Source organism: Mesorhizobium sp. WSM4806 (assembly GCF_055811635.1).
The window spans coordinates 178,607-199,364 of sequence record NZ_JBVVQZ010000001.1; the positions used below are offsets into that span (position 1 = coordinate 178,607).

The 20,758-nt window shown below is 58.3% G+C and carries 15 protein-coding genes and 1 pseudogene; 4 read left to right on the plus strand and 12 right to left on the minus strand.

What is annotated here, in order from left to right:
- Positions 1-7: 7 nt before the first annotated feature.
- Positions 8-1,228 (minus strand): class I SAM-dependent methyltransferase, encoded by a 1,221-nt coding sequence (locus tag AC0L2M_RS00805; protein WP_473533776.1) that lies wholly within the window; start codon positions 1,226-1,228, stop codon positions 8-10.
- Entirely contained in the window at positions 1,225-2,508 is a 1,284-nt protein-coding gene (locus AC0L2M_RS00810; RefSeq protein ID WP_419697011.1) for a glycosyltransferase, read from the minus strand. Before AC0L2M_RS00810 ends, AC0L2M_RS00805 begins: the two co-directional genes overlap by 4 nt.
- A 342-nt stretch (positions 2,509-2,850) precedes the next feature.
- On the opposite strand from AC0L2M_RS00810, the gene AC0L2M_RS00815 reads away from it, so the two are divergent.
- The 3 genes from AC0L2M_RS00815 (at position 2,851) to AC0L2M_RS00825 (ending at position 6,080) form a co-directional block, all read left to right on the plus strand.
- A complete protein-coding gene (locus tag AC0L2M_RS00815) occupies positions 2,851-3,717 on the plus strand; it encodes a glycosyltransferase family 2 protein (protein WP_128245259.1) in 867 nt (288 codons plus the stop codon).
- A gap of 155 nt (positions 3,718-3,872) precedes the next feature.
- Entirely contained in the window at positions 3,873-5,168 is a 1,296-nt protein-coding gene (locus tag AC0L2M_RS00820) for a polysaccharide biosynthesis/export family protein (RefSeq protein WP_287061611.1), read from the plus strand.
- A 138-nt stretch (positions 5,169-5,306) separates the two neighbouring features.
- Positions 5,307-6,080: a TylF/MycF/NovP-related O-methyltransferase gene (locus tag AC0L2M_RS00825; protein ID WP_287050095.1), complete on the plus strand. Its 774-nt coding sequence runs from the start codon at positions 5,307-5,309 to the stop codon at positions 6,078-6,080.
- A gap of 27 nt (positions 6,081-6,107) precedes the next feature.
- On the opposite strand, the pseudogene AC0L2M_RS00830 reads toward AC0L2M_RS00825, so the two are convergent.
- Both AC0L2M_RS00830 and AC0L2M_RS00835 read right to left on the minus strand, forming a co-directional pair.
- A pseudogene (locus AC0L2M_RS00830) lies at positions 6,108-7,452 on the minus strand (IS5 family transposase).
- A gap of 195 nt (positions 7,453-7,647) precedes the next feature.
- Complete coding sequence (locus tag AC0L2M_RS00835; RefSeq protein WP_287050093.1) at positions 7,648-9,123, minus strand: hypothetical protein; 1,476 nt, start codon at positions 9,121-9,123, stop codon at positions 7,648-7,650.
- A 149-nt stretch (positions 9,124-9,272) separates the two neighbouring features.
- Here AC0L2M_RS00835 and AC0L2M_RS00840 point away from each other — a divergent pair, with 149 nt between their 5' ends.
- Complete coding sequence (locus AC0L2M_RS00840; RefSeq protein ID WP_473533777.1) at positions 9,273-9,515, plus strand: hypothetical protein; 243 nt, start codon at positions 9,273-9,275, stop codon at positions 9,513-9,515.
- A gap of 71 nt (positions 9,516-9,586) precedes the next feature.
- Here the strand turns inward: AC0L2M_RS00840 and AC0L2M_RS00845 are convergent, their stop codons facing one another.
- The 8 genes from AC0L2M_RS00845 to AC0L2M_RS00880 all read right to left on the minus strand — a co-directional run bounded on the left by AC0L2M_RS00845 (position 9,587) and on the right by AC0L2M_RS00880 (position 20,608).
- A complete protein-coding gene (locus tag AC0L2M_RS00845; RefSeq protein ID WP_473533778.1) occupies positions 9,587-10,477 on the minus strand; it encodes a sugar transferase in 891 nt (296 codons plus the stop codon).
- Positions 10,478-10,891: 414 nt separating this feature from the next.
- Positions 10,892-12,835, minus strand: a complete 1,944-nt coding sequence (locus tag AC0L2M_RS00850) for a GNVR domain-containing protein (protein ID WP_473533942.1) — start codon at positions 12,833-12,835, stop codon at positions 10,892-10,894.
- Between the two features lie 59 nt (positions 12,836-12,894).
- Positions 12,895-13,665 carry a response regulator transcription factor gene (locus tag AC0L2M_RS00855; RefSeq protein WP_473533779.1) on the minus strand — a complete coding sequence of 257 codons (771 nt, stop codon included), beginning with the start codon at positions 13,663-13,665 and terminating at the stop codon, positions 12,895-12,897.
- A 396-nt stretch (positions 13,666-14,061) separates the two neighbouring features.
- Positions 14,062-14,757 (minus strand): Crp/Fnr family transcriptional regulator, encoded by a 696-nt coding sequence (locus AC0L2M_RS00860; protein ID WP_473533780.1) that lies wholly within the window; start codon positions 14,755-14,757, stop codon positions 14,062-14,064.
- 1,063 nt (positions 14,758-15,820) lie between these two features.
- On the minus strand, positions 15,821-16,960 hold the full coding sequence (locus AC0L2M_RS00865) for an acyltransferase family protein (protein ID WP_473533781.1): 1,140 nt from the start codon (positions 16,958-16,960) through the stop codon (positions 15,821-15,823).
- A 745-nt stretch (positions 16,961-17,705) separates the two neighbouring features.
- Positions 17,706-18,437, minus strand: coding sequence for a glycosyltransferase (locus AC0L2M_RS00870; RefSeq protein ID WP_091589996.1), 732 nt, complete (start codon positions 18,435-18,437; stop codon positions 17,706-17,708).
- Positions 18,438-18,515: 78 nt separating this feature from the next.
- Positions 18,516-19,331, minus strand: coding sequence for a glycosyltransferase family 2 protein (locus AC0L2M_RS00875; RefSeq protein ID WP_473533782.1), 816 nt, complete (start codon positions 19,329-19,331; stop codon positions 18,516-18,518).
- A gap of 107 nt (positions 19,332-19,438) precedes the next feature.
- Positions 19,439-20,608 (minus strand): glycosyltransferase family 4 protein, encoded by a 1,170-nt coding sequence (locus AC0L2M_RS00880; protein WP_473533783.1) that lies wholly within the window; start codon positions 20,606-20,608, stop codon positions 19,439-19,441.
- Positions 20,609-20,758: the final 150 nt, after the last annotated feature.

The following is a 20,758-nucleotide window of genomic DNA, read 5'->3' on the forward strand; positions in this document are numbered from 1 at the left end:
AGCGCAATCAGACCGCGACGACTTCCGCTCGAAGGTCCAGCGCAATCAAGGATTGCGTCACTTCATTCAGGTATATCGGGTTCATGACGATGACGAGATCAGGGGGAGCGTCCAACAAGTCGCTCGGCGCGATGACCGGGTGCCCGGTTCCGGGCGTAAACTTGCCTTGCTTGTAGGGGTTGATGTCGACTGCTGCCCAGACTTCGTCTCCAAGCTGCAAGGTCGTCAGGAACGACACTGCCTTGGAGCCGCCGCCCCACAGGACGACCCGCCGGCCGGCGGCGTGCGCGGCGCGAATGCGCTCCTGCCAGCAAGTCTGAGCGGCTCGCACGCGGGCGGGAAAGGTTTCCGCCAAACGGTGCATCACTTCCAGATCGTGCTCGAGCGGTAGTCTCGGCGTCGTCCGGCCGGCTGACGGCCGGGCGTACTGAACGATGTACTGGTTGTCGTAGACGAGCTCCAGATCGGTAACGTCGAAACCTTCCTGGCGAAACAGGCGTGCGTGCGCGCCAGGACTGAAATAGGAGCAATGCTCGTAGTAAATGTCCCAGAACGCGCTCTCCACGAGCACACGTTTTGCATCCGGCGTCTCGAAGACCGCCCAATCCTGGGTCCTCTTGCCGATCATCTTGCGGATCAGCCGCACGAAACTCGACACCGAGCTTACGTGTTCGAGCGTGTGGCGACAGAGGACCGTATCCGCCTGGAGATGCTGGTAGTCCGGTCCGAAAAAATCGACGATGATCTTGACGTCGCCGTACTCGTCATTACGGCCTTTGTCGGCTCGATAAGCTGGATCGATGCCGAGCCCGGTGGCGCCGGCCGTCATGCAAAGTTCGCGGAGAAATTCACCCTTGCCGCAGCCGATCTCTAACACGTGCTTGCCGGCTATCGCACATTTTTGTGCAATCTCGCGTGCAAGTCCCTTCGCGAAATTGTTGAAGGTGCTGGAAAAATGCTGGGATTCCTCGAAGTTGGTGGAGTACCCCATGATCGTCTCGTCAAAGGCCTTGTTGAATATGAACCCGCATGCTTCGCAGAATGCGAGGTCAAGGTCGCGACGAGGAAAGGCATGGGCTTCTTGGGCCGAGTTAAGCAGGACGCAACTATGCACCGGGATGGCTTCGACCCGGTAGATCGACCGGCTGACTGGCGCCGAGCAGCACGGGCACACGGCCGATCGAAGCGTTTTGCTGTTACTTGCCATGTGAAGGTCAAATGAGTTCATTGTAAAATTGGCTCGACAAGTGAACCGGTTATATCGCGCGTCGAGCTCTCGGCTCCGAAGAGTTCATTGTACTCGGTTGCGCGAGCGAGTTGGACAGACTGGGCCAGGCCAAGGGCGTCGAGAATCGCCAGGTCGAATCTTTCCTCGGAGAACCGGGTCGCGTTCATGCGACAGGCGTGCGGCGTAATGGACAGTGCATTTTTCTCGAATAGATCAATGGCCCCAGCTACGGAATCGACGGCCTGACGGTCGAAGAGCACACCTGTCGGATGGGCGCTCTCGCCAAGCGGCCGGACAATGTCGCGCGCACCTCCGCGGCCGAAGGCGATCAATGGAGTACCACACGCTTGGGCCTCGGCAAGCGTTATCCCGAAATCCTCGCATCCAGCGAACACCATCGCACGAGCATTGGCGATTTTTTCGATGTATTCATGCCGCGGCAGATAACCGGTGAAGACTATGTTGGAGCCGGCAAGCGATCGCAGATGCTTGGATTGTACTTCGTCGCCTACAACAACCAGGCGACGCGACGGCGTTTTGCTGAACGCCTCGATTATCAGATCCGTACGCTTATACGGGGCGTGGAACGCGGCCGTGACGTAGTAGTCATCCTTGTTGACCACGAATTTAAGATCCTCGATGGCGACCGGCGGATGGACTACCCGCGCGTCGCGGCCGTAAATCCGTTCGATTCGAGAGCGGACATAATTCGAGTTTGCCAGCATCAGGTCAGGACCATGTGCCGTTCGGGTGTCCCAGGTCCGCAGCCTGTGAAGCATGTAACGAAAGGCTAGACCTTTTGGTCCAAATCCCAGGCCTGCTTGCTGCAAATAGGAGAATTGTTCGTCCCACGCATACCGCACCGGACTGTGCACATAGCACAGGTGTAGTTGGTCTGGGCGAGTCAGAACGCCTCGAGAGAATGCGGCCGAAGAGGAAATTACCGCGTCATAACCCGTGACATCAAATTGTTCGATCATAAACGGACAGAGAAAGAAAAGTGACCTGTAGTACTTTTCCACGAACGGAAGTCGATTCATGCCGGAAACGTGGAAAATTACGCCTGGAAAATACTCTTCCTTGATTTCCTTCGGGAGAAAATCAAAGAGGGTGAAGACCTCGGCTCTTGGAAAAGTCTTGCAGATACGAGCAAGGACCTGCTCCCCTCCCCGAAAGTTGGGGCACCAATCGTGCACGACGGCGATGCGGGCGTTGCGGTCTATCGCGGCAAATGGCGTCTTGCTGATGGATCGCAAATGTTTGGCATCACGGCCCACCATAGTGGTTGCTTTCGGCTGTCGCACATGGCGCATGCTTTGCCCCTCACGGAATGTTGGCACTTTTTCCGGAATTCTTGTTGCCCGGATGCTCAGCGACTGTGTGCCGTCCGTCCCGTCCAAACAAGTTGCCTATCGGGTTAAGCGCCGCACCCTCCCGAGGCCGGATGTACTCCAACGAGGTACGTCTACTACTTCGATGGGCCTAAGCAGGCCTCAACGCTAACCTTATGCGCAGGCTGTATCGGCGCGGCCGGCGGATTAGGATCACAGCGCGCTCACTTCGCAAGCAGTGGTCGCACGCCGTATCTGTAATCCATTGCTCGCGAGGAGAGTTGATCGTCGATGAAAGTGGTGGTGATCGTCGCAACGTTTGGTCGCAAGGAACAAGTGGCTCGGCTTCTCGCACAGCTTGAGCGACAGACCCTGCTCCCTGACGCCGTGATACTGTCGGCCCCCGACGCCAGCCATATTCCCGGTAACACGGTTTGCCGGTTTCCCGTATCGCGCGTCGTCGGAAGGACCGGCTTGCCGGCGCAGCGCAACATCGCCCTCGACGTCGCAGGCGACCGTTTCGACATAATCACCTTTTTCGACGACGATTTCATTCCGGCGGACGACTACCTCGAAGGCGTATCGAAGGCGTTCAAGCAGCAGCCCGACTGGGCAGTGATGACGGGACACGTGCTTAAGGACGGCGCGACAACCGCAGGGCTCACATGGGACGAGGGCATCCAGGCGCTTCGCGAGGCCGGCCCTGCGACTGAATCGCGTGGGGTGGATCAACTCAGCGCCTATGGATGCAACATGTCGATCAGGGCCGCATTCATCAACGGCCTGCGCTTCGACGAACGGCTTGCGCTCTATGGCTGGCAGGAAGACGTTGATTTCACCAGCCAGTTGAGAGCCAGAGGGCGGGTCGTCCGTTTGCCGTCGATCCGCGGGGTTCACCTCGGCATCAAGAGCGGTCGCGTAAACGGCATCCGTTTCGGCTATTCCCAAGTGGCGAATCCGATCTACCTCGTCCGCAAAGGCACCGTCCCATCGACTTTCGCACTTAGATTGATGGGCAAAAATCTGCTCGCCAATCTCATGCGCAGCCTCTGGCCGGAATCCTACGTCGACCGGCGAGGGCGTCTGCGCGGCAATCTCCTGGCCCTTTCACATGTGGCAAGGGGCCGGGTGGAGCCCGAGTATATTCTGAAGATCTAGTGCAGAGGTAAGAGATGCTCCAGGAACTGCCCTTTTCAGTCGACAGCGACGCTCGCTCAAATCATCGAGTTCGGCGCCTGGGCCAGTTGTCGGATCAGCGCAAAGGTTGGCGCATTCTCCACGTCGTGGTGTATGCGGGGATATCCCTGGCCGGCATGTTGGGTGCCTCGGCTGCAAACGACAAAGAGTATGTGCTCGGTCCGCAGGACAAGCTCCGCGTCAAGGTCTACGAATGGCGTGCGTCACGCGACAAGATTTTTGGCTGGGATGCTCTCAACGACGAGTACACGGTCGGTCCCAATGGCTCCGTTTCGCTACCGCTGGTCGGCGAAATCAAGGCCGCCGGACTCACCACCGGTGAGATCGCAAACTCGATCGGCGACAGTCTCATGAAAAGTACCGGCCTTGCCCGAAAACCGAATACGGCGGTGGAAATCGTCCAGTTCCGACCGTTCTATGTTGTCGGCAAGGTGACGCAGTCGGGAGAATTCGCATACCGGCCTGGGCTGACCGTGTTGCAGGCATTGAGCATCGCGGGCGGGTTGCGGACTCGAGAGGACAGGGACGCCAGGTTCGAGCGCGAAGTGATCCAGGGCGAAGGGGATGTGAGCCTGCTCAGACTGAACGAGGCCAGTCTCATCGCTCGCAAGGCACGACTCGAGGCGGAACTCTCGCATGCCAGCGACATTCAGTTTCCGGCCCAATTGACCTCCCGCATTCAAGACGACGTCTTTGCGATGCTCTTGAAGCAGGAGCGCCTGATCTTCCAGGCGCGCAGCGAGGGATTGGACACTCAGGTCAGGGCGCTTCATGGACTGCGCGAGTTCCTCCAGAAGGAACTTGCCTCGCTGGAAGCGCAACTCGTTTTCCTCGACAAGCAAATCGGCTCAATCCAGAAAGAGTTGACAGCGGTTTCGGCGCTTGTCGTCAAAGGCCTTGCGGCGGCCCCGCGCGAGTTTTCTCTAGAGCGGGCCCTTGCCCAGGCGCAGAGCGAGAGGTTGTCGGCGGAAACCAGTCTGCTGCGTGGGCGTCAGGAAATCAGCAAAACTGACATATCAATTCTCGAGCTCCAGGATGGGCGCAAAAATGAGGTAACGATCGACCTGCGTCAAACGCAAGCTGAGCTCGATGCTCTCGAAAGCAAGACAGAGACGGCAAGGCGGCTATTGTACGAGTCCGCGGTTTCTGCCCCGAGCCTTCTTGCCCGCCGAACTGATGCGGAGCTGGCTGCGCCGATCTACACGATTTTCCGGCCGTCGGCGGATGGTGCGACAGTGCAAATCCAAGCTAGCGAAACGAGTGCCGTCGAGCCCGGAGACACGATCAAGGTTGAAATACCACTGGCTGAGGATGAAACGGGCGCGCTGGACCTGACATCGACCGAGCGGCACGAGGCGCCGGGAATAGAACTCAAGGCAGAAACCGCCGGCGATACTGTAGGCGTTCCGTAGCCTCCCGGCGGGTCTTGCTAGAAGGATTAGATAGAAACGCGCGACTGCTTGATGTAGATCAGGTAACTTCCTTGACCAATACACGCACTATATAGCTCTATCGCCATCGCGCTCTATGAGAGGAAAAGAGACTTCGCTATGCAAGCAACTGACCTACCGAACGTCTTCTTGACCAACACGTTCGATGAATGGATTCAACAGAAGCCATCCAAGTCTCAGACGGTTCGCTTTGCCAACAAGGTTCTCCGAAAACTTGGAATAAATCTCGTCCTCGCACCACCTGTTCGCACGGGCTGGATGACCAGTGTTGAACAGAGAATGGACATGTATCACTTGGCAGGCGCAGCGCTTTTCTACAACGTACCGGGAGACTTCTGTGAATTGGGATGCCACGAAGGTAAGTCAGCCGTGGTATTCCAACGCATACTTCAGCACTACGATCCAAGCAGGAACCTTCACTTGTATGACAGCTTCGAAGGTCTCCCGAACGCCAGTGCCGAAGACGGGCACGCCAACGCTCACAAGGGCGACATGGCCACTACGAAGGATGCGCTCATGGCAAACTTCAAGCGTTTGAATCTTCGGCAGCCTATTCTTCACCAGGGATGGTTCGAAGATACGCTTCCCACACAGTTGCCGGACAAAATTGCATTTGCGCATCTGGATGGTGACCTATACGACTCGGTCAAGGTCAGCTTGGAGTATGTGTATCCTCGCCTATCAAAGGGTGCTGCATGTCTGATAGACGACTACAGTGATCCTGGATTGTTCGACTCAGTCGATCTCTATCCGGGGGTAAAGAAGGCCTGCGACGAGTTCCTTAGCGATAAACCCGAAAAGGTTGCGCTTTTGTATGGTGGATTCGATAGCACTATGGGTTTCGGAGCTCATGGATACTTCCGGAAGCTCTGAGTCTGTCGACCGTGAACAATCCGGGCGCTAAGCGGCGACCGACTTCGACCGAAGTTGAAGCAGGGCGATCAAGAGCGACAAAAAATCCTTCAGGTACCTGAGCAGGAGGGAGAAGTTGTAGCCGGCGGCGGCCAGGATGGCGTTGAGGGCGTCGCCCTGCTGGCCGGCGAGGTAGTTGCGGCCCATTCTGTGTTCGCTCTTGATGTGGCCGATGACGGGCTCGACCGCCGACCGCCGCCGCATCTGGCGCTTGATGGCTGGGGTGACGCGGCGCTTCTGGCCGGCGGTGAAGACCCTGAACTTGTGGCTCTGCGGTGCGTTGTGGCCGCGATAGCCGGCGTCGGCGAGGATGCGGTCGATCTCGTTGCCGATGGTCTTTTCCATGTCGGGGATGACGCTTGCCAGCGTGTGGCCGTCATAGGGATTGCCGGGCAGTGCTTTTGCATGGAGGGCGAACTGGCCACCCTTGGAACGCTACAGCGTGGTGGCCACCGACACCTTCACCCCGAACTCGTAGGGCTATGCGCCTTGCCCTTGCCGATGCATTCTACCTCGTGTGCGTGCAGGCTGTAGATCTTGCGGCCGCGCTGGCGCTGGCGTTGCTCGAGAACGGTGGCCGCCTAGTAGAGCGGCCATTTGAAGAGCGCGTCCAGCCCCGCATCGCCGGCGATCTGGCGAGAGATGTCGCGGATGGTCCGGCCGAGATAGGTCTTGAGCCTGCGCAGCGCCTTGTTCGCCCGCTTGAACTGCTTGGCGTGGGCATAGCGCTGATGGCTGATCAGCGCCAGCTTGCCGACCCGCACATAGCTCTGGCGCAAATGGAGCCCCTTCCTCTTGGCCAGCCGCACCAGCCGTTCGCGCGCCCGGTGGATGAGCTTGGCGTCGGTCGGGAACATGACGTTCTTCGGCTGCACGGTCGTGTCGACGATGACCTGGCGCGTGTCGGCCGGCTTCATCGCCCCGGTCTTGACCGCAAGGCTGAGGCTTTCCTGCAAAAGCGCCACGATCCGCTCCTCGCCCATACGGCTGCGCCAGCGCGTCATCGAAGAGCGGTCAAACGGCAGCGTATGGCAAAAGAACGTCTCGCCGGTGAGATACTGGAAGTAAGGGTTCTCCACCCAGCGCTCGCACAGCACCTCATCCGACAGGTTGAAGGTGTGCTTGAGGATCGCCAGCCCCGCCATCAGCCGGGTCGGCAGCGGCGGCATCCGGGGCCGTCCGAATAGACGGCGCCGAAACGCTCCTCCAGCACCGGCCAGTCGATCGCCTGCGCCAGCCGCACCAGCTCGTGCTTCATGTTGATGATCTGATCGAACCTGGAGCGGAACAGATCCTGCTCTCCCGTCTCGCGCTTCTCGCGTGGCTTGGACATTCGCCGTCCCCTCGATTCGCCGCCGCCGAACCGAGTGAATCACGCTCCGCAGCACAAGGGAATCGCAAAACCGAATTGTAGGAAAACAGCGCTCATAAACCGCCAATCCTGCAATTCCAAAGCCGCTATCCGCCTCAATCAACATGCCAGATCAATGGCTTGCGGATAGTTCACGGTCGACGAGCCTAGATCGCTTTAGGCGCGGCCGGGAACAGTGCCGACCTGCGATTTAATCACCTGTTCGCTGGAATCGCGCGAATGCCGGAGCGTCCTTACAGGCGCCTCAGCAACACTGTCGTCTTCAACAGGCAAGAACCGGCTGACAAGAACGACGGCGAGAGGAATCAAGAAAACGATACCCGGGTCGGCGCCGCCGCTTGCCAGGGATCCAGCCACGAGCGCCGATAAGGCGCAAGCGCGGACACTCGACGCGATCGCGTCGACCTCGGGATCGATGCGACCGCGGCCACCCCGCACCCCCCGCACCAGCATTGCCAACAGAACTGTCATCATCGCGGTGCCGAACAGCCCCAACTGGGAAAGCACCGCGATCGGCCAACTCGAGGCGCGCGAGCTTCCCAACCCGACCCCCAGTCCACCTGTATCGAAGAAAGACTGCAGGCTTTTGTAGTTCCAGTAGCTGCGCTCTTGGCCGGAGGCTGATGTGACTTTGTTGATTACCGTGTTGTCGACAAGCTGCAAGACCGGATCGAAGAAATGTGGATAGAACAGACTGGCGGCCATCGCGGAGAGGAGCAAGGGCGGTAGCAACGCGATAAGCAGTGCCTCCCCCAACCTCAGCCGACCTGAAGCGAGCGACTTCACGATGGAAAAGACAACGGGCACGCTTACGATTGCAAGACCAACGTAGGCGGTCGACGATGTCGACAGCAGCAGGAGAACAAACAGGGCCGCTCCTAACCCCAATGCGAATTTGGATCCGGTCTTGCGCCAATAGGTGTAGGTGAACGCCAGCCCTGCCAGCGATGCCCCACCGAACGACGATGCCTCTGAAAACGCCCCCGCGATCCGCCAGAACCCAGCTTCCGTGACCTGCGTCAGCATGGCGTAGTTGGCCGTACGGATCGGGGCAAGGACGTCGCCGGCACCGAGCACCTTGCCCAGCAAATCCAGGGCGCCCATCAGCACGTGCAAGCTGAACCACAGGAAGAAGCCCCGCCTGATATCCGCTAACGTGCCGCTGCGCCGAAGCAGCAGACAGGCCGCCAGGAACGTCAGCCCTCCCAGAATAAAGTATCCCGCCTGAGAGATATTGGCCGATACCGGCGCCAAGGCCGCTTCGTAGACGCCCCTGCCGGTGCGGGAAGCGACGAAGGCGCTTGTCTGCCCTGCAAAGAGCCTCGGAAATAACAGCGCTCCGATGCAGACATAGATCATCAGCGCGCAGACGATCCATGCGGCACCTATACGAACGAAGACCGCGCCTATTTCTCTCCAGATTCCCCGTCGAGCCAGCGCGGCTACTATCACGAGCATATCAAAGACGGTAAAGATAAGCGGCGATGAACCGCCAAGCGAGGTTATTGTCCCGATTGCCGTCGCACCAAAAGCCAGCGAGGCAATCAGTGCAGTGATCAGCGACCAGCGCATATAAACGACGAGGGCCAGCAGTCCCATGCAAATCAGTGCCCCAACGAGGGAAACCTGCATTTCACACTCCGACCATCAATGATCCAGACCCTGACGGCCCCGCCGGAACCGCTGAGCTGAATGCTTGGCTTCACAAAAACCAGCGACTCTGATTTGCTTAGGATAAGGTTGGTTCTCGCAGCGTAGATTGACCCAGGGAGGAGGTCGCCGTGTTGCTCGCCATTATCGGCGTTGCCGGTCTTGCCCTGACAATAGGGCTTACGTTGCGCGCGCCGGCGCTGATAGTGACGACCTTGGTGGTGATCGTCGGCAGCGTCGCTGTAGGCAGTCTTCTTCACCTGTCTTTTCCAAACACCATCCGCTCGACGTTTTATCTTGTTGTCGTCACCCAAATTGCCTACCTGGTCGGCCTTGCAATTGCCGTGCTGCGGCATCGCCCAAGGGGACAATAGAGTGGGCGACAATCCCTTGTCGGCGAAAATCGCTTGAGGCCGTTTCTGCCGCGCCCCTGACATCGCCAAGGTCAGGAGGTCTGATCGAACTTCATCATGGCCGGTATCGTCCGCATCAGGATCGAAAGATCGAGGCGTAGAGACCATGTCCGAACGTACTGCGTGTCCAGCAATACGCGGTGCGAATACTCAGTTGTGTTTCTCCCGTTTATCTGCCAGAGGCCGGTCAGTCCTGGCCGCGTCTTCAAATATTCATGCGATGCGGCGCCATAGCGTTGCAATTCGTCGGCAACGACAGGACGCGGGCCGACGCAACTCATGTCGCCCCGCAAGATGTTGAACAACTGCGGCAGCTCGTCCAGGCTCGATTTGCGAAGCATCCTTCCGAAAAACAGGATACGCGGATCGCACTTCAGTTTCTGATTGGCTGCCCATTCCTGGGCGGCTTGTGGATTGCAGCTCAGATGCCGTTGGAGCACCTCCTCGGCATTCGGTACCATGGTGCGGAACTTGTAGCAGTCGAAGACCTTTCCGTTGAATCCAATACGGTGGTGAACGAACAGCACCGGACCGCCTGTGGTGGCCTTGATCAGAAGTGGTGTAAGAACCAAGATCGGACCGGCCAGAATGAGCGCTGTCGAGGCTACCATCAGATCCAGCAGCCTCTTGGCCCAACCGCCGAGAGGCTGTCGGCTTTCGGTCCGCACATCGTCGTCAATGCTTGCCGTGCGCATATCCGGCTCAAACGGAACGGCGCCATGGTCATGGCTTGCGTTGAGTTGAGGCGACGAAAGGTCTGGCGTGATCGATCGTGCGGCCGCGTCGCTGTCGCGCCGAAGAAGCGATGTCGCGGGGGGCCCGGCTCCGACCAGTAGAGCCCAGCCTTCAACAGCCAGGTCTTCGCACTGCCGCAGGTTGCTTTCGATTACGTTGGACATCTTCCGCTTGCGCTCGATTTTCAACTTATAGCCTGCATCTTGTCGACGACGGATGATCTCCGGCAAGCAAGGAAAAGGTGGTAGATCGGGGGTGTTTGGCAGCGTGGCCTACCCCTTAGTTGCTAGGCCGGGTATGGACGAATGGCTGCTCCGTTCAATGCCTGGCACGATATCGGAATCGATTTTTCGACTCGCGACGCCCCGAAGGGGCGCGGATTCCCTTTGACGGGCAAGTGTCGGATTGACGGGGCGGTGTCGAGACTTGCCGCGGACTCTAAAGCGCGTCGCATTTGAATGGATTCATGCGACGCGCTTTAAGTTCTTGTTTTTGATGCATGTCGTTATCGCAAAACCGCTGCGCACCCTCGGTTCAAGCCGGCTTCAAGGCCGAGGGCATGCTTTTTGCGCGCGACGTGCTGCCGAGAGGAGGCCAGGATGTCAGCGCGGCGCTTGACCTGCGCGCTTCCGGTAACGCCGGGCCGAAACAGTACGAACACGTGTCATCAACACGCCAAGGACGGAGGAATTGGTGTTTTTGAGTGTCTGCGTCAGGTCTTCCAGCTGATCAAGCGACGTCACGCCCCACTGCGCCACCACAATCACGCCATCAAGAAGCGGGCAGAGAGCAAGCCCTTCGGCACCGGAACTGAACGGTGGCAGTTCAACAATGACGATACTGTAACTGCCAACTTCGTTCAGCAATTTCTCCATATTATCGGGAATCAGCAAATTCGCCCAATTCGACGCATCGTTCTTCAAATAATAGAACGATGTCTTTTCAATGAATTGGATTTGCTTGCTGATGCCTTTAGGGTTGCCGGAATCCCGATCGACCACGGTGAAATCGGAGGAAAAGAGACGTTCGTTGGCCAGTGCCGACTTATCGTCGGCGTTGATCACGAGGGTCGCCGTGCCCGACCCCCCACACAGCGCCGCCAGATTGCTTACAACGGTGCTCTTGCCGTCGCCGGGGGACACGGATGTAATTCCGATGCGACGCCCCGTTGAAGCGTTGGCCCCGGCCAGGCCCATGATCGCCTTGACGCTCCTGAGGCTGCCGCTGAATGAAGAGTCCGGGTTCCTGAGTACCTCGTCAAGCCGGCCAAAACCACCCCGCCTGAAGCTGACCGGCGGCAATTCTCCAATACAGGCCAGGCCCAGTTCGCGACGGATCTGACGCGGGGTCCTCACGTTCCGATCGAGCCCGCGTCGCGCCACGGCGAACCCGATGCCAGCTACCATCCCGGCAAGTGCGCCAAAGGCGAGGATCAGCGTCCTGCGCGGCCGACTTGCCTTCTTGGGGCTCGTCGCGGACGTGATCACGCGAGCATCGGCGATCAGATAAGGCTGTTGGTCGACCGAGTTTGTATATGCCGCGAGCAGGCTTTCATACATCTTTCGATAGGTGTCGGCGGTAACCTCCAATTGCTCCAGCGTAATCTGGTGTGTTGGCTTTCCTTCGCTGTGTACGAGGTCCTGTCCGGCGACGGGCGTCTCGTCCTGACCGATGCTGTAGTCGTGTTTTGCGCGAAACTCCTGGGCGACCCGGGTCGCCCTGTTCATCTGATCACCGACCTCCCGCATCCGCCTTTCCAGCCATGCGATGCCTTCGCTAGCCGTTGCTGTTGTTGTTTGAACTTGCTCGCGGACGAACGCTTCTGCTGTGGCGTTTGCGACGCGTGCGGCCAATGCCGGATCGTGAGACTGGAATGTAATGTCCATTGCATAGGAGACACCGACACGCTGGACATCCAGACCATCGCTGAATATCTCCACCGCGCGACGCCGACGCTCGGATTCCAGCTGCGGCCCGTTCACCTCCAAACGATCCGGCCAGGGCAGCACGCTATGGAAGAAATCCGTCAGCGCAGCATTGCCGGCATGGAATCCGCCGGCATCGACGATGCCCATCCAGGCTCTGCGAAACCTCTCGCCGATGGTCGGACCGTCCAGATCCCTGAAGGTTGGATTGTCCAGGAGTCCAAGATCATCGATCACCATCATCGCGATCTTCTGGGAGCGCAGAACTGCAAGTTGGCTCTCGACCTGAGCGGTGTCGAGCGACAGGTTCACTTCGGCCGGTTGCTGCTGAAGGTTTCTGGGTATCTTCGGTTCGATCAGGATCTGGGTGCGCGCCGAATAAATAGGATCTGAGGTAGCAAAGTAGAACGTGGCGCAAACGATTCCGGCGACGACGAACGCAAGAATCGAGAAAAGATACTGCCGAGCAAACGAGACAACGTCAGCGAGGCTGATAAAGTCCTGCGGTGCGTCCGCCCCAAGCCATGGCTTGTGAGCAATTGCCGCCGACGGCCGGTCTAGCATGGCTTCAATCCATATCTGCAACAAAAAGAGCGGCGAACTGCAACGCTCGAGCAGCATCGCCACCGATGGGTCCCGCTACGAGCATGCAGCCGCGCCACTGTTATGATGACAACCGTTTAGCTCGATCGGCCCAACAGGTAGGCGCCAGGAAACATCTCATTGAGCTTGTAGACGACCTCCGTCCTGTTCGTCGCCTTCAGCTTCTTCATGATGTTGCGGATATGGACCTTGACCGTGCTCTCGCGAAGGTTGAGCTCATGAGCGATTATCTTGTTCGCCTTGCCACGCCTGAGAGCCTGGACGACCTCTTCTTGCCGCTCCGTGAACACACTCGCCATGGGCCTCGTCATATCGGCGGTTGTGTCGATTGCCTTGTGCTGGGCAAGCACGCTGCTTGCCGGCACAAATGTGCCGCCGGCAAGGACAAGATTTACGGCTTCAACACAGATCTCGAAACGGATCGATGAAGGGATGTAGGCTTTTGCGCCATAATTCAACGCCTTCAGAATCTGCTCCAGATCGTCGGTATCGGCCAAAATCAACACTGGAACCGGGTGGGCCTCATTCACGAGATCGGCGATTTCGCTGCCGGTCCTTGCATCTGTCACCTTTCGGCTGCCCACGTTCAGCAGAATAGCCGATATCGACAGTGCATTCTCTTGATGCCGCCACTCTTCGATCGAGCCGAACGACAGGATTTCCTTCCCGATGCCATAGGCGGTCAGGCATTGCGCAAGACATTGTCGGTCAAGCACTCGCTCGTCTAGCAGAGCCAGGCAAGATTCGGTCAAGCCATGTCTATGAAGATGTATTCCATTCCCAGCCTTGCGCGATACGAATTCAAGTGCACCGGGTGATTTGCTATCCAGTTGAATTGTCGGAACCATGAACTTACTCCCCAAACTCTACCCAACGTTTCGAGACCAGTACGATATATACTGCAGGCAAATACTATTTCCCGCGAACGATGATCTGTTCGCGTCGCCTTCACTATAACCTCGGGATTTCCCAAGCCCCACCTTGGACAGCACTACCCCGTCCATAATGTTTATCGCCGAAAAGATGTGCCTTCACTAATTTAGGTTAATAAAAGGTAAAAAATTTTCTATCCCTTCACTTGGCCCTAGCAATTTGGTCTAGGAGGGATGGTAGCCAGAGAACTCACCGACATCGCGTTGTTTGCCAGGCGCGGCGGACCGTCGCTAAAGACAGCGGGCGTCGCCGATGGCAGCGCGGCTTCAAGGCGCGTCGCACCGCCTTTGCATCGTGCGCCAAAGTAAGTGTCAACCATCGATATACCTGTCATCGAACTCGGCAAACTTCGTTACGCCCAGCCGATCCAGCACGCGGACGTGACCTTGGCGGAACTCCAGAAACCCGCGTTCCCGTAATTCCCGCAGCATTCGATTGACATGGACCGGCGTCAGGCCGAGCGCGTCCGCGAGGTCATACTGGGTGAGAGGGCATGCAAAGCCAGTGCGGCTGGCAGCGCCGACGCGCTCCAAGCGCGCTCTCAGCTCGAGCAGCAAGTGCGCTGTACGCGCCAAGGCGTTGCGTCGGCCTATATTGGTGAGGTGTTGGGCAACAAGCGCTCGCTGGCGCGCCAGCGTTTCAAGAAAAAGCGAGGCTATGTGGGGCGACTTCGCTGCTCCAAGAGCAAGCGTCTTGGCCGAGGCTTCCAGCACCGCAAGGTCGGTTTGAGCCACAAATGTCTGGAGAGCAGCGCCCGTATACGTCTGTGGCAGGACAATGTCGCCCTTCAGGGCAAAGTCCAAAATCTGTCGCTGTCCCCCGGCAAGGTCATGAGAAATGCAACCCCAGCCAGACTCGATTATGAAGACGCGATCGCCGTCCTCCCCCTGATTGATGATAGCGGTCTGCGCCGCATATCGCTTCGGCATGAAGCCTAGCGCCTTGATATACGCCTTATCGTCGCTTTTGACTGCGACTGACGTCGGACGGTTTTCATTCTCACTCAATGAAAGGCTTGTAGCATACGTCATTCGAACCCCGCCAATCCTCCCCTGACACCCTCCCTACGCAAAAACGTACTCCAGCTTTGACGTGTTGAGTACCCTGCACGGGCTACAACCATTGGGTGATATTGCACTGCACTCTCACAAAAAAGCAAGGATCACACCTGATCGAGCGCAGTACGACCCGAATTCATCATAAAGCTCGACCGACGTTCTGCACCATCCATTCGAATGGTGAGGTCTCCGGCGGTCGGAAGCGATTGATGGACACCGTGCAACTTTCGACCACGCCACCCTTCCGGATGCTTACGGCTTTCGGCGTGACTGGCTAGCCTACCGACAGCAAGGCCAGGCATTGCTGCTGACTTGCGGTCGCGCTTAAGTTGTCGGGGGCGAACCGGCGGTCGTTCAACATCGGGCGGAACGTGCCGCTACCCCATCCATGCAACCTTCTGATTTCACTCCCAGATAGCACCTCGGTTCCGCCAGATCGAGCAGCACCGGGTAACTCAAGTGCAACCGCTGCAGGCCAGATGCCTCACAAAGCCGGCAGGTCGCGCTGGGCCCGGTACGAGAATTCCTCATTGCGGTGACAAGGTTTGAACGGACGAGAGCGTTCATTCACAGATTCGGCCACTTCGGCTCGATGAGTAACGCTGCAGTTTCAGGACCGGAACGCGTCGATTGACCGTCCCTCTTTCGAGCCAAACTGTCTCCGGGTTCAGCCGCGACACAGGCGCGAGTACTCCATTCGCGTTAGCTCTGAAGCCCCGATTGCCTCGCACGTGCGAAGAGACGCTCGCCACGCACCCTGAAGAGGGCGACGCGCTTCAGGGCGAGCGGCCGCCTCAACCGCCCTGTTGCGCTCCATAGGGTTGGTGCTCCCGCCAAGTCGCGGTGGCTCCGGTTGCGGCTTGCGGCCGGATTGGTCCGCCCTGGCGGACCGATACTCAGGTCACGCCGAAATTGTCGCCTTGCTCGGCCCGTGATTATCGATGTAGTCGCCCGGATCCCCTGCTCACCACGCAAAAGCCGTGGGATTTCCTGCCCTCCTCTCGGAGACGCGCTAAACTGCCATTTGATCTCGCTTGGCGTCGGGTCTAGGAAACTCTCGCCTGATGGCGTTTTGAATCCGCTTTTCCAGGGACATGACCGCCATGCTCAAACCCAAAACGCATAGCATAGACAGTACAAAGGCAAGGGGCGTCGAAAAACCTAATGAAAACAACCACCAAACCACAACCATTCCAACCGAGTAATGATTCAGATATACTGGATAGCTAATTCCCCCAATGTATCTCACAACATTCCGGTAGCCTGAAATATTGTATTTAATGAATTCATTATACCTTATTCCTGCTGCCATTGCATACATGCACATCAACCACACAATCACCGCGGCGGTTTTATATGCATAACCGCGTTCAACCGACATAAAAATTTCAGCAGTGCCCATACAGCCAAAAAACAATATCAATATCGTCTTCCCCGCATGTCCCATTTCGCTACGGCCGTCGCCGCCGTTCCTGACGAGAAAGATGATCATGCCGGTCGCGAAGAAAACGCCGTGCTGCAGCAGAAGCAGTTTGAAGGGGAACCGCGAAAGCACTGATATCGCTTCTTCCGGCCGCGTGGACGGCGGCAGCAAGTGCAACCCGGAGAGAATGAGAAGGTATACCGAGCTCGAAAACCCTATTATTTTGGCCAGATCATAGAGTGATAAGCGAAACCTCGACAAAATTGACGCGGCTACCAGGAGGTAGAATACGGCCTCGACGACGAGCGACCATACGACCCCGTCGATATAAGGGCCCTTGGGAGACAAGGTTACCGATCTGAAAAAATCCATCAGAAGATGGGAAAAATCCCCGCCATAGAGAGCTCGTGCGGCCAAGCTGACGAGCGCGGACAGCCACAGGGCGGGCAAAATACGCGTAGCGCGCATGCGCGCGAAGCGCAGCGCTTGCGACGCGCCCCCTTCGCCTGCAGCGCTCAAGGCAATGACGAACCCGGAAATTACGAAAAAAACTTCGACCCCTACAGCACCCAAACCGGCAAACGCCGACAGAAAACCGAAGGCGACATCGCTTCCCTCGGTGACTGACGCACTGCTCCAGGCGAATGTCGCGAAATGGTTCAGCAGCACCAAGAGCGCTGCAAAAATGCGCAAGAAGTCCATGACGTGGTAGTGGACATTGCGTTCCATATAATGTTTCCGAATCTTGCCAGAGGCCAAGGCCGAATACTATCGTGAAACGGTCAGTACGCCTGCTGCTACATTCGGACATAGCCGAATTGATTAACCGTCGGATATGACCCGTTTCGTGGGCAGATCCACCGAACTGCTACGCCTGGATTGCTCGGCGCCTTGATATGTTGAGCAGCGTTGCGTCCGATCGTTGCCATTGACGAAGAATGCTACGCGCCGTCTTCCAAGGTGACCGCATGGCTGTTGCTCATCGCCGTCTTGCCGCGACCTCGCAAGGGATAGCTGGTTGAGACGGTGGATGGCGGTGAGGTTCCTACGGCTCCACCCGCTCTACTCCTAATTGGTGTCGCCCTCCTAAATGATGCCGTGCTAATGTTCTAGCCGGCTTGGGAGGTTCCAATCGACCTCATTGCGAATGTTTTCGCCGGCACGTGGGCTGCCGGGGTGCTTGCCGCCATCTGGTATGTCTGGACGCGGCACTCGCTGCCCGTTGCCGAAAACAAGCAGGACCGCGATTTGCGGGAATGGCTGGACGGGCAGATGTAGAGGGCGCTTGTGCCGGGGCGAAGCGCCCGACCCTGGTCGAAACGATACGGGCTGTCCCGGCGCCTGCGAAGAGCGCGCCCAACCCGGTGTTCGGCGAGGTCGTGCCGCAGCACGGCGCGAAGACCGGCCGTCAGCGCGGGAACCCCAAGCGGCGTTAGGCATCGCCACCGCCAGCCGCTGGGGTTTTTTGACTGGGCTACCGGCTCGCCGAGCGCGAAAGAGCAGCCTCTGCTTGATCGGCACTGCTCAGGAATTCGTCGCGTTCAGCTATCCACAGATCCGCATAGTCGACATTCTGCCACTCGGCAAACCACGGACCGCCACTTGTATAGTGGACCGCCTTGGGTGTGCCATGCGCCGGCTTTTCGTTCCAACCTTCAAGCCAGTTCCACTCTACCGGCAGCGAGCCCAGATCCTCATCGGCGACCCACTGCATTCGGTGGAGGTAGGCGCCGCTTTCCCGGTTCACGACCTCCGGCGTAAGCGATTTAACCGCAGGATGCGCGCAATTGAACAGCATCAGCGAGGACCAGTTTTTTCGAGGGTAGGATGTCTGGACAACGCCATCCATCTTGGTAGTGGCCTTCGGCGTGTAGTCGTGCTGGACACAATAGACCGCCTTGTTCGACTTCGTGTATTCCAGCAAACCTGCGACGTCACCGAGCCACAGGAAGTCGCAATCGCAGAACAAAGCCCAGCCCGTATAGTCGGCGAGAAAAGGCGTGAGAAACCGCGTATAAGTGAACTCTGTTGACGCGAGCGGATCTTTCTCCCTCCAATACAGTTCACGGGCACGCAGCTCGTCCTGCTTGATTGGAATGACGGAGACAGGCACCGAAGCGTTTTTGAGCAAAGAGTGCCGCGCCACGTCGTAGGCGATCGGCTCACGGCTGTCCCATCCAACGAATACCCTAAACGCATCAGTCATATTCAGTACCTTGGCTCCAATTTCAAAACGGGCACACACTAACTGTCTGGCAACAACTCGGCAACAATGGCGCGGAAATTAGCCAGGGCGATTTCTGAAACCCGCGGATTTGCCGTTCACCCCGGCCCGGCTTTCCTCGGCGCACCTCGACTTGCCACCCAACGCGACAAGCGCCCATTTCTGATAGGTGTAGCCGGCCGAATAAGCGGCGACCATCGCACCGGTCGAACCGTCCAGAAACCCCAGCCTGAAGATATAGCTGTTCATATAAGCCCAGACCGAGCGCAAAACCGCCTTGCTGATCGAGCTTTTTTTCCCCTCGGCAAGCATCCGCGCCGCGGACGCTTGCGCGTATCTGCCGATCTTGTCATGCGCGTCCGCCAGGTCGGCGATGGAGTCATGCTCCATGGGATGGGACAATCGCGAGACCTTGCCATTCACCACCACCTTCTCATGCACGGTGTCGTTGCTGAAGCGGCCGGACTGGCGACGGAAAAGCCTAAGCACCAGATCGGGCGACCAGCCGCCATGGCGGACAATGCGCCCGCAAAAGCGCGATCGTCTTGGTATTTCGAAGCCGTCACAGCCTTTCGGGTTGGCGATGGCGGCCCTGATTTCCGCGGCCAGCGGCGGCTCGACCCATTCGTCGGCATCGAGCGAAAGGACCCAATCGCCTGTCGCCGCGGCGAGGGCGCGGTTTTTTTGCGCGCCGAAACCCGGCCAATCGAGGGTGATCAGCACCTTGGCCCCGAGCCCGCTAGCGATGTCCCTGGTCTGATCGGTGCTGTTATTGTCGAGGACGACGATTTCGTCGGCAAAATGTACCGAGCGAAGGCAACGTGCAATGCACGCTTCCTCATTGCGGCTGATTATGACGACTGAGAGCGCCGGCACGGTCAGACGGTTCCGGCATCAAAACTGCGACTGTTGTTCAAATGAAACTGTCCCCCGGCCGGTTGGCACTCCGGTGATCCTAACGGATTCAAAAAATATGTCGAAAATTATTTCAGGTCGAGATTTTCGTACAGCGCTATCATTCTCCTGATCATGACGTTGAAATCGTAGTATTCGGCTGCCGCCCTGACCCTGGCCGCAGTCTCGGGCCGTGACGACAGCAGCAAGGCGCGAGCAAGCCCGGCGGCGAGGTCGTTTACGCTGGCTGCGTCGCAAACAAGCGTCGGCTCGAAGCGATCGACAAGCTCGCGCGCCCCACACCCGGTGCTGACTACGGCGGGCAAGCCGCTGGCCATGGCTTCGATCACCACTGTGCCGAATGGATCATAGATGGAAGGCAGCACCGCAATGTCGGCGGCGCCGTACCATGGCAGCGTATCTTTTTGCGGCCCCAGCATGCGGAGCCTTGCACCAAGGCCAAGCCTGTCACCGGCCCGCTGGAAGGTATCGGCGCGCGAATCGTGGCCAATGACCCATAACTCCGGCTCACCATCGAGCATTGCGACAGACTTCATCAAGGCCAGAAGTCCTTTTCGCGCAAAACCCGAGCCTACGAAGAGAACGACCGGCCTGTCATCGTTGACGCCAAGCCGTGAGCGGACCACGGCCCGATGCTGTCGGCGCAACTTGGGGTTGAAGCGCTCCAGGTCGACGCCGTTGGGAATATGGTGCACGCGTTCGGCCGGATAGTCGTAGTGACGGACAATGTCCTCCGCCACCATTTTCGAAATGGCAATCACCGCTTTAAGCCGTGGGCTGCCATAGGTCGCGCGCTCGAGGCGCAGCGTCTGGCGGTGAAACGGGCTCAGCGCCATCGCTGCCGTGCCAAGCCGCGTCTCGAAACGCCGTCGCTCGGCAAGATAGGCGGCATGAACGCCTTCCCCGGCCCGGAAGACGTCGCAGCACGGAAGGCGATCGTTGCTCTGCACCAGGGCCGGCGGCATTTCGGCGATCTTGCGGCAGGCGGCTCGAGCAAAGGACGTCGCCCGCAGGGAGCGGGGAAAGCGGCGGCCGGCGCACTGGATGAACTCTATGCCTTCGTGTGGCGGCCAGTCGCCTGACAGCACGGCCACCGGCCGTTGACGCGCGGCGAACGCCGCCATGATGTTTTCCAGCATGATCTCGCCTCCGCCAAAGGGCGCGTAACGCTGGCGCACGAACAGGATAGGCTTTTTCGGGTCAGCTTGAACCCGTTGATCATGCCGTGACAAATCCATGCGACCTCGCTACGCCCTTTTGCACCCCGATCAAGCTTTCGAACTTGGCGGGACTTTGCTCGCAGTCTATTAAGCGTGGCAAGCCGGTCCTGGATAGGGGAGCTGGCGTATAGTTCCGCGTGGTTGCGGCTATGCCACGACGGTAGACTG

What these genes read in the sequence shown, in the direction of transcription:
- AC0L2M_RS00850 (WP_473533942.1), bottom strand. Translation starts at nt 12,835, where the DNA reads ATGCTGCTCGAGCGTTGCAGTTCGCCGCTCTTTTTGTTGCAGATATGG.
- AC0L2M_RS00870 (WP_091589996.1), bottom strand. Translation starts at nt 18,437, where the DNA reads ATGACTGATGCGTTTAGGGTATTCGTTGGATGGGACAGCCGTGAGCCG.
- AC0L2M_RS00805 (WP_473533776.1), bottom strand. Translation starts at nt 1,228, where the DNA reads ATGAACTCATTTGACCTTCACATGGCAAGTAACAGCAAAACGCTTCGA.
- AC0L2M_RS00820 (WP_287061611.1), top strand. Translation starts at nt 3,873, where the DNA reads ATGTTGGGTGCCTCGGCTGCAAACGACAAAGAGTATGTGCTCGGTCCG.
- AC0L2M_RS00815 (WP_128245259.1), top strand. Translation starts at nt 2,851, where the DNA reads ATGAAAGTGGTGGTGATCGTCGCAACGTTTGGTCGCAAGGAACAAGTG.
- AC0L2M_RS00810 (WP_419697011.1), bottom strand. Translation starts at nt 2,508, where the DNA reads ATGGTGGGCCGTGATGCCAAACATTTGCGATCCATCAGCAAGACGCCA.
- AC0L2M_RS00880 (WP_473533783.1), bottom strand. Translation starts at nt 20,608, where the DNA reads ATGGATTTGTCACGGCATGATCAACGGGTTCAAGCTGACCCGAAAAAG.
- AC0L2M_RS00825 (WP_287050095.1), top strand. Translation starts at nt 5,307, where the DNA reads ATGCAAGCAACTGACCTACCGAACGTCTTCTTGACCAACACGTTCGAT.
- AC0L2M_RS00865 (WP_473533781.1), bottom strand. Translation starts at nt 16,960, where the DNA reads ATGGAACGCAATGTCCACTACCACGTCATGGACTTCTTGCGCATTTTT.
- AC0L2M_RS00835 (WP_287050093.1), bottom strand. Translation starts at nt 9,123, where the DNA reads ATGCAGGTTTCCCTCGTTGGGGCACTGATTTGCATGGGACTGCTGGCC.
- AC0L2M_RS00855 (WP_473533779.1), bottom strand. Translation starts at nt 13,665, where the DNA reads ATGGTTCCGACAATTCAACTGGATAGCAAATCACCCGGTGCACTTGAA.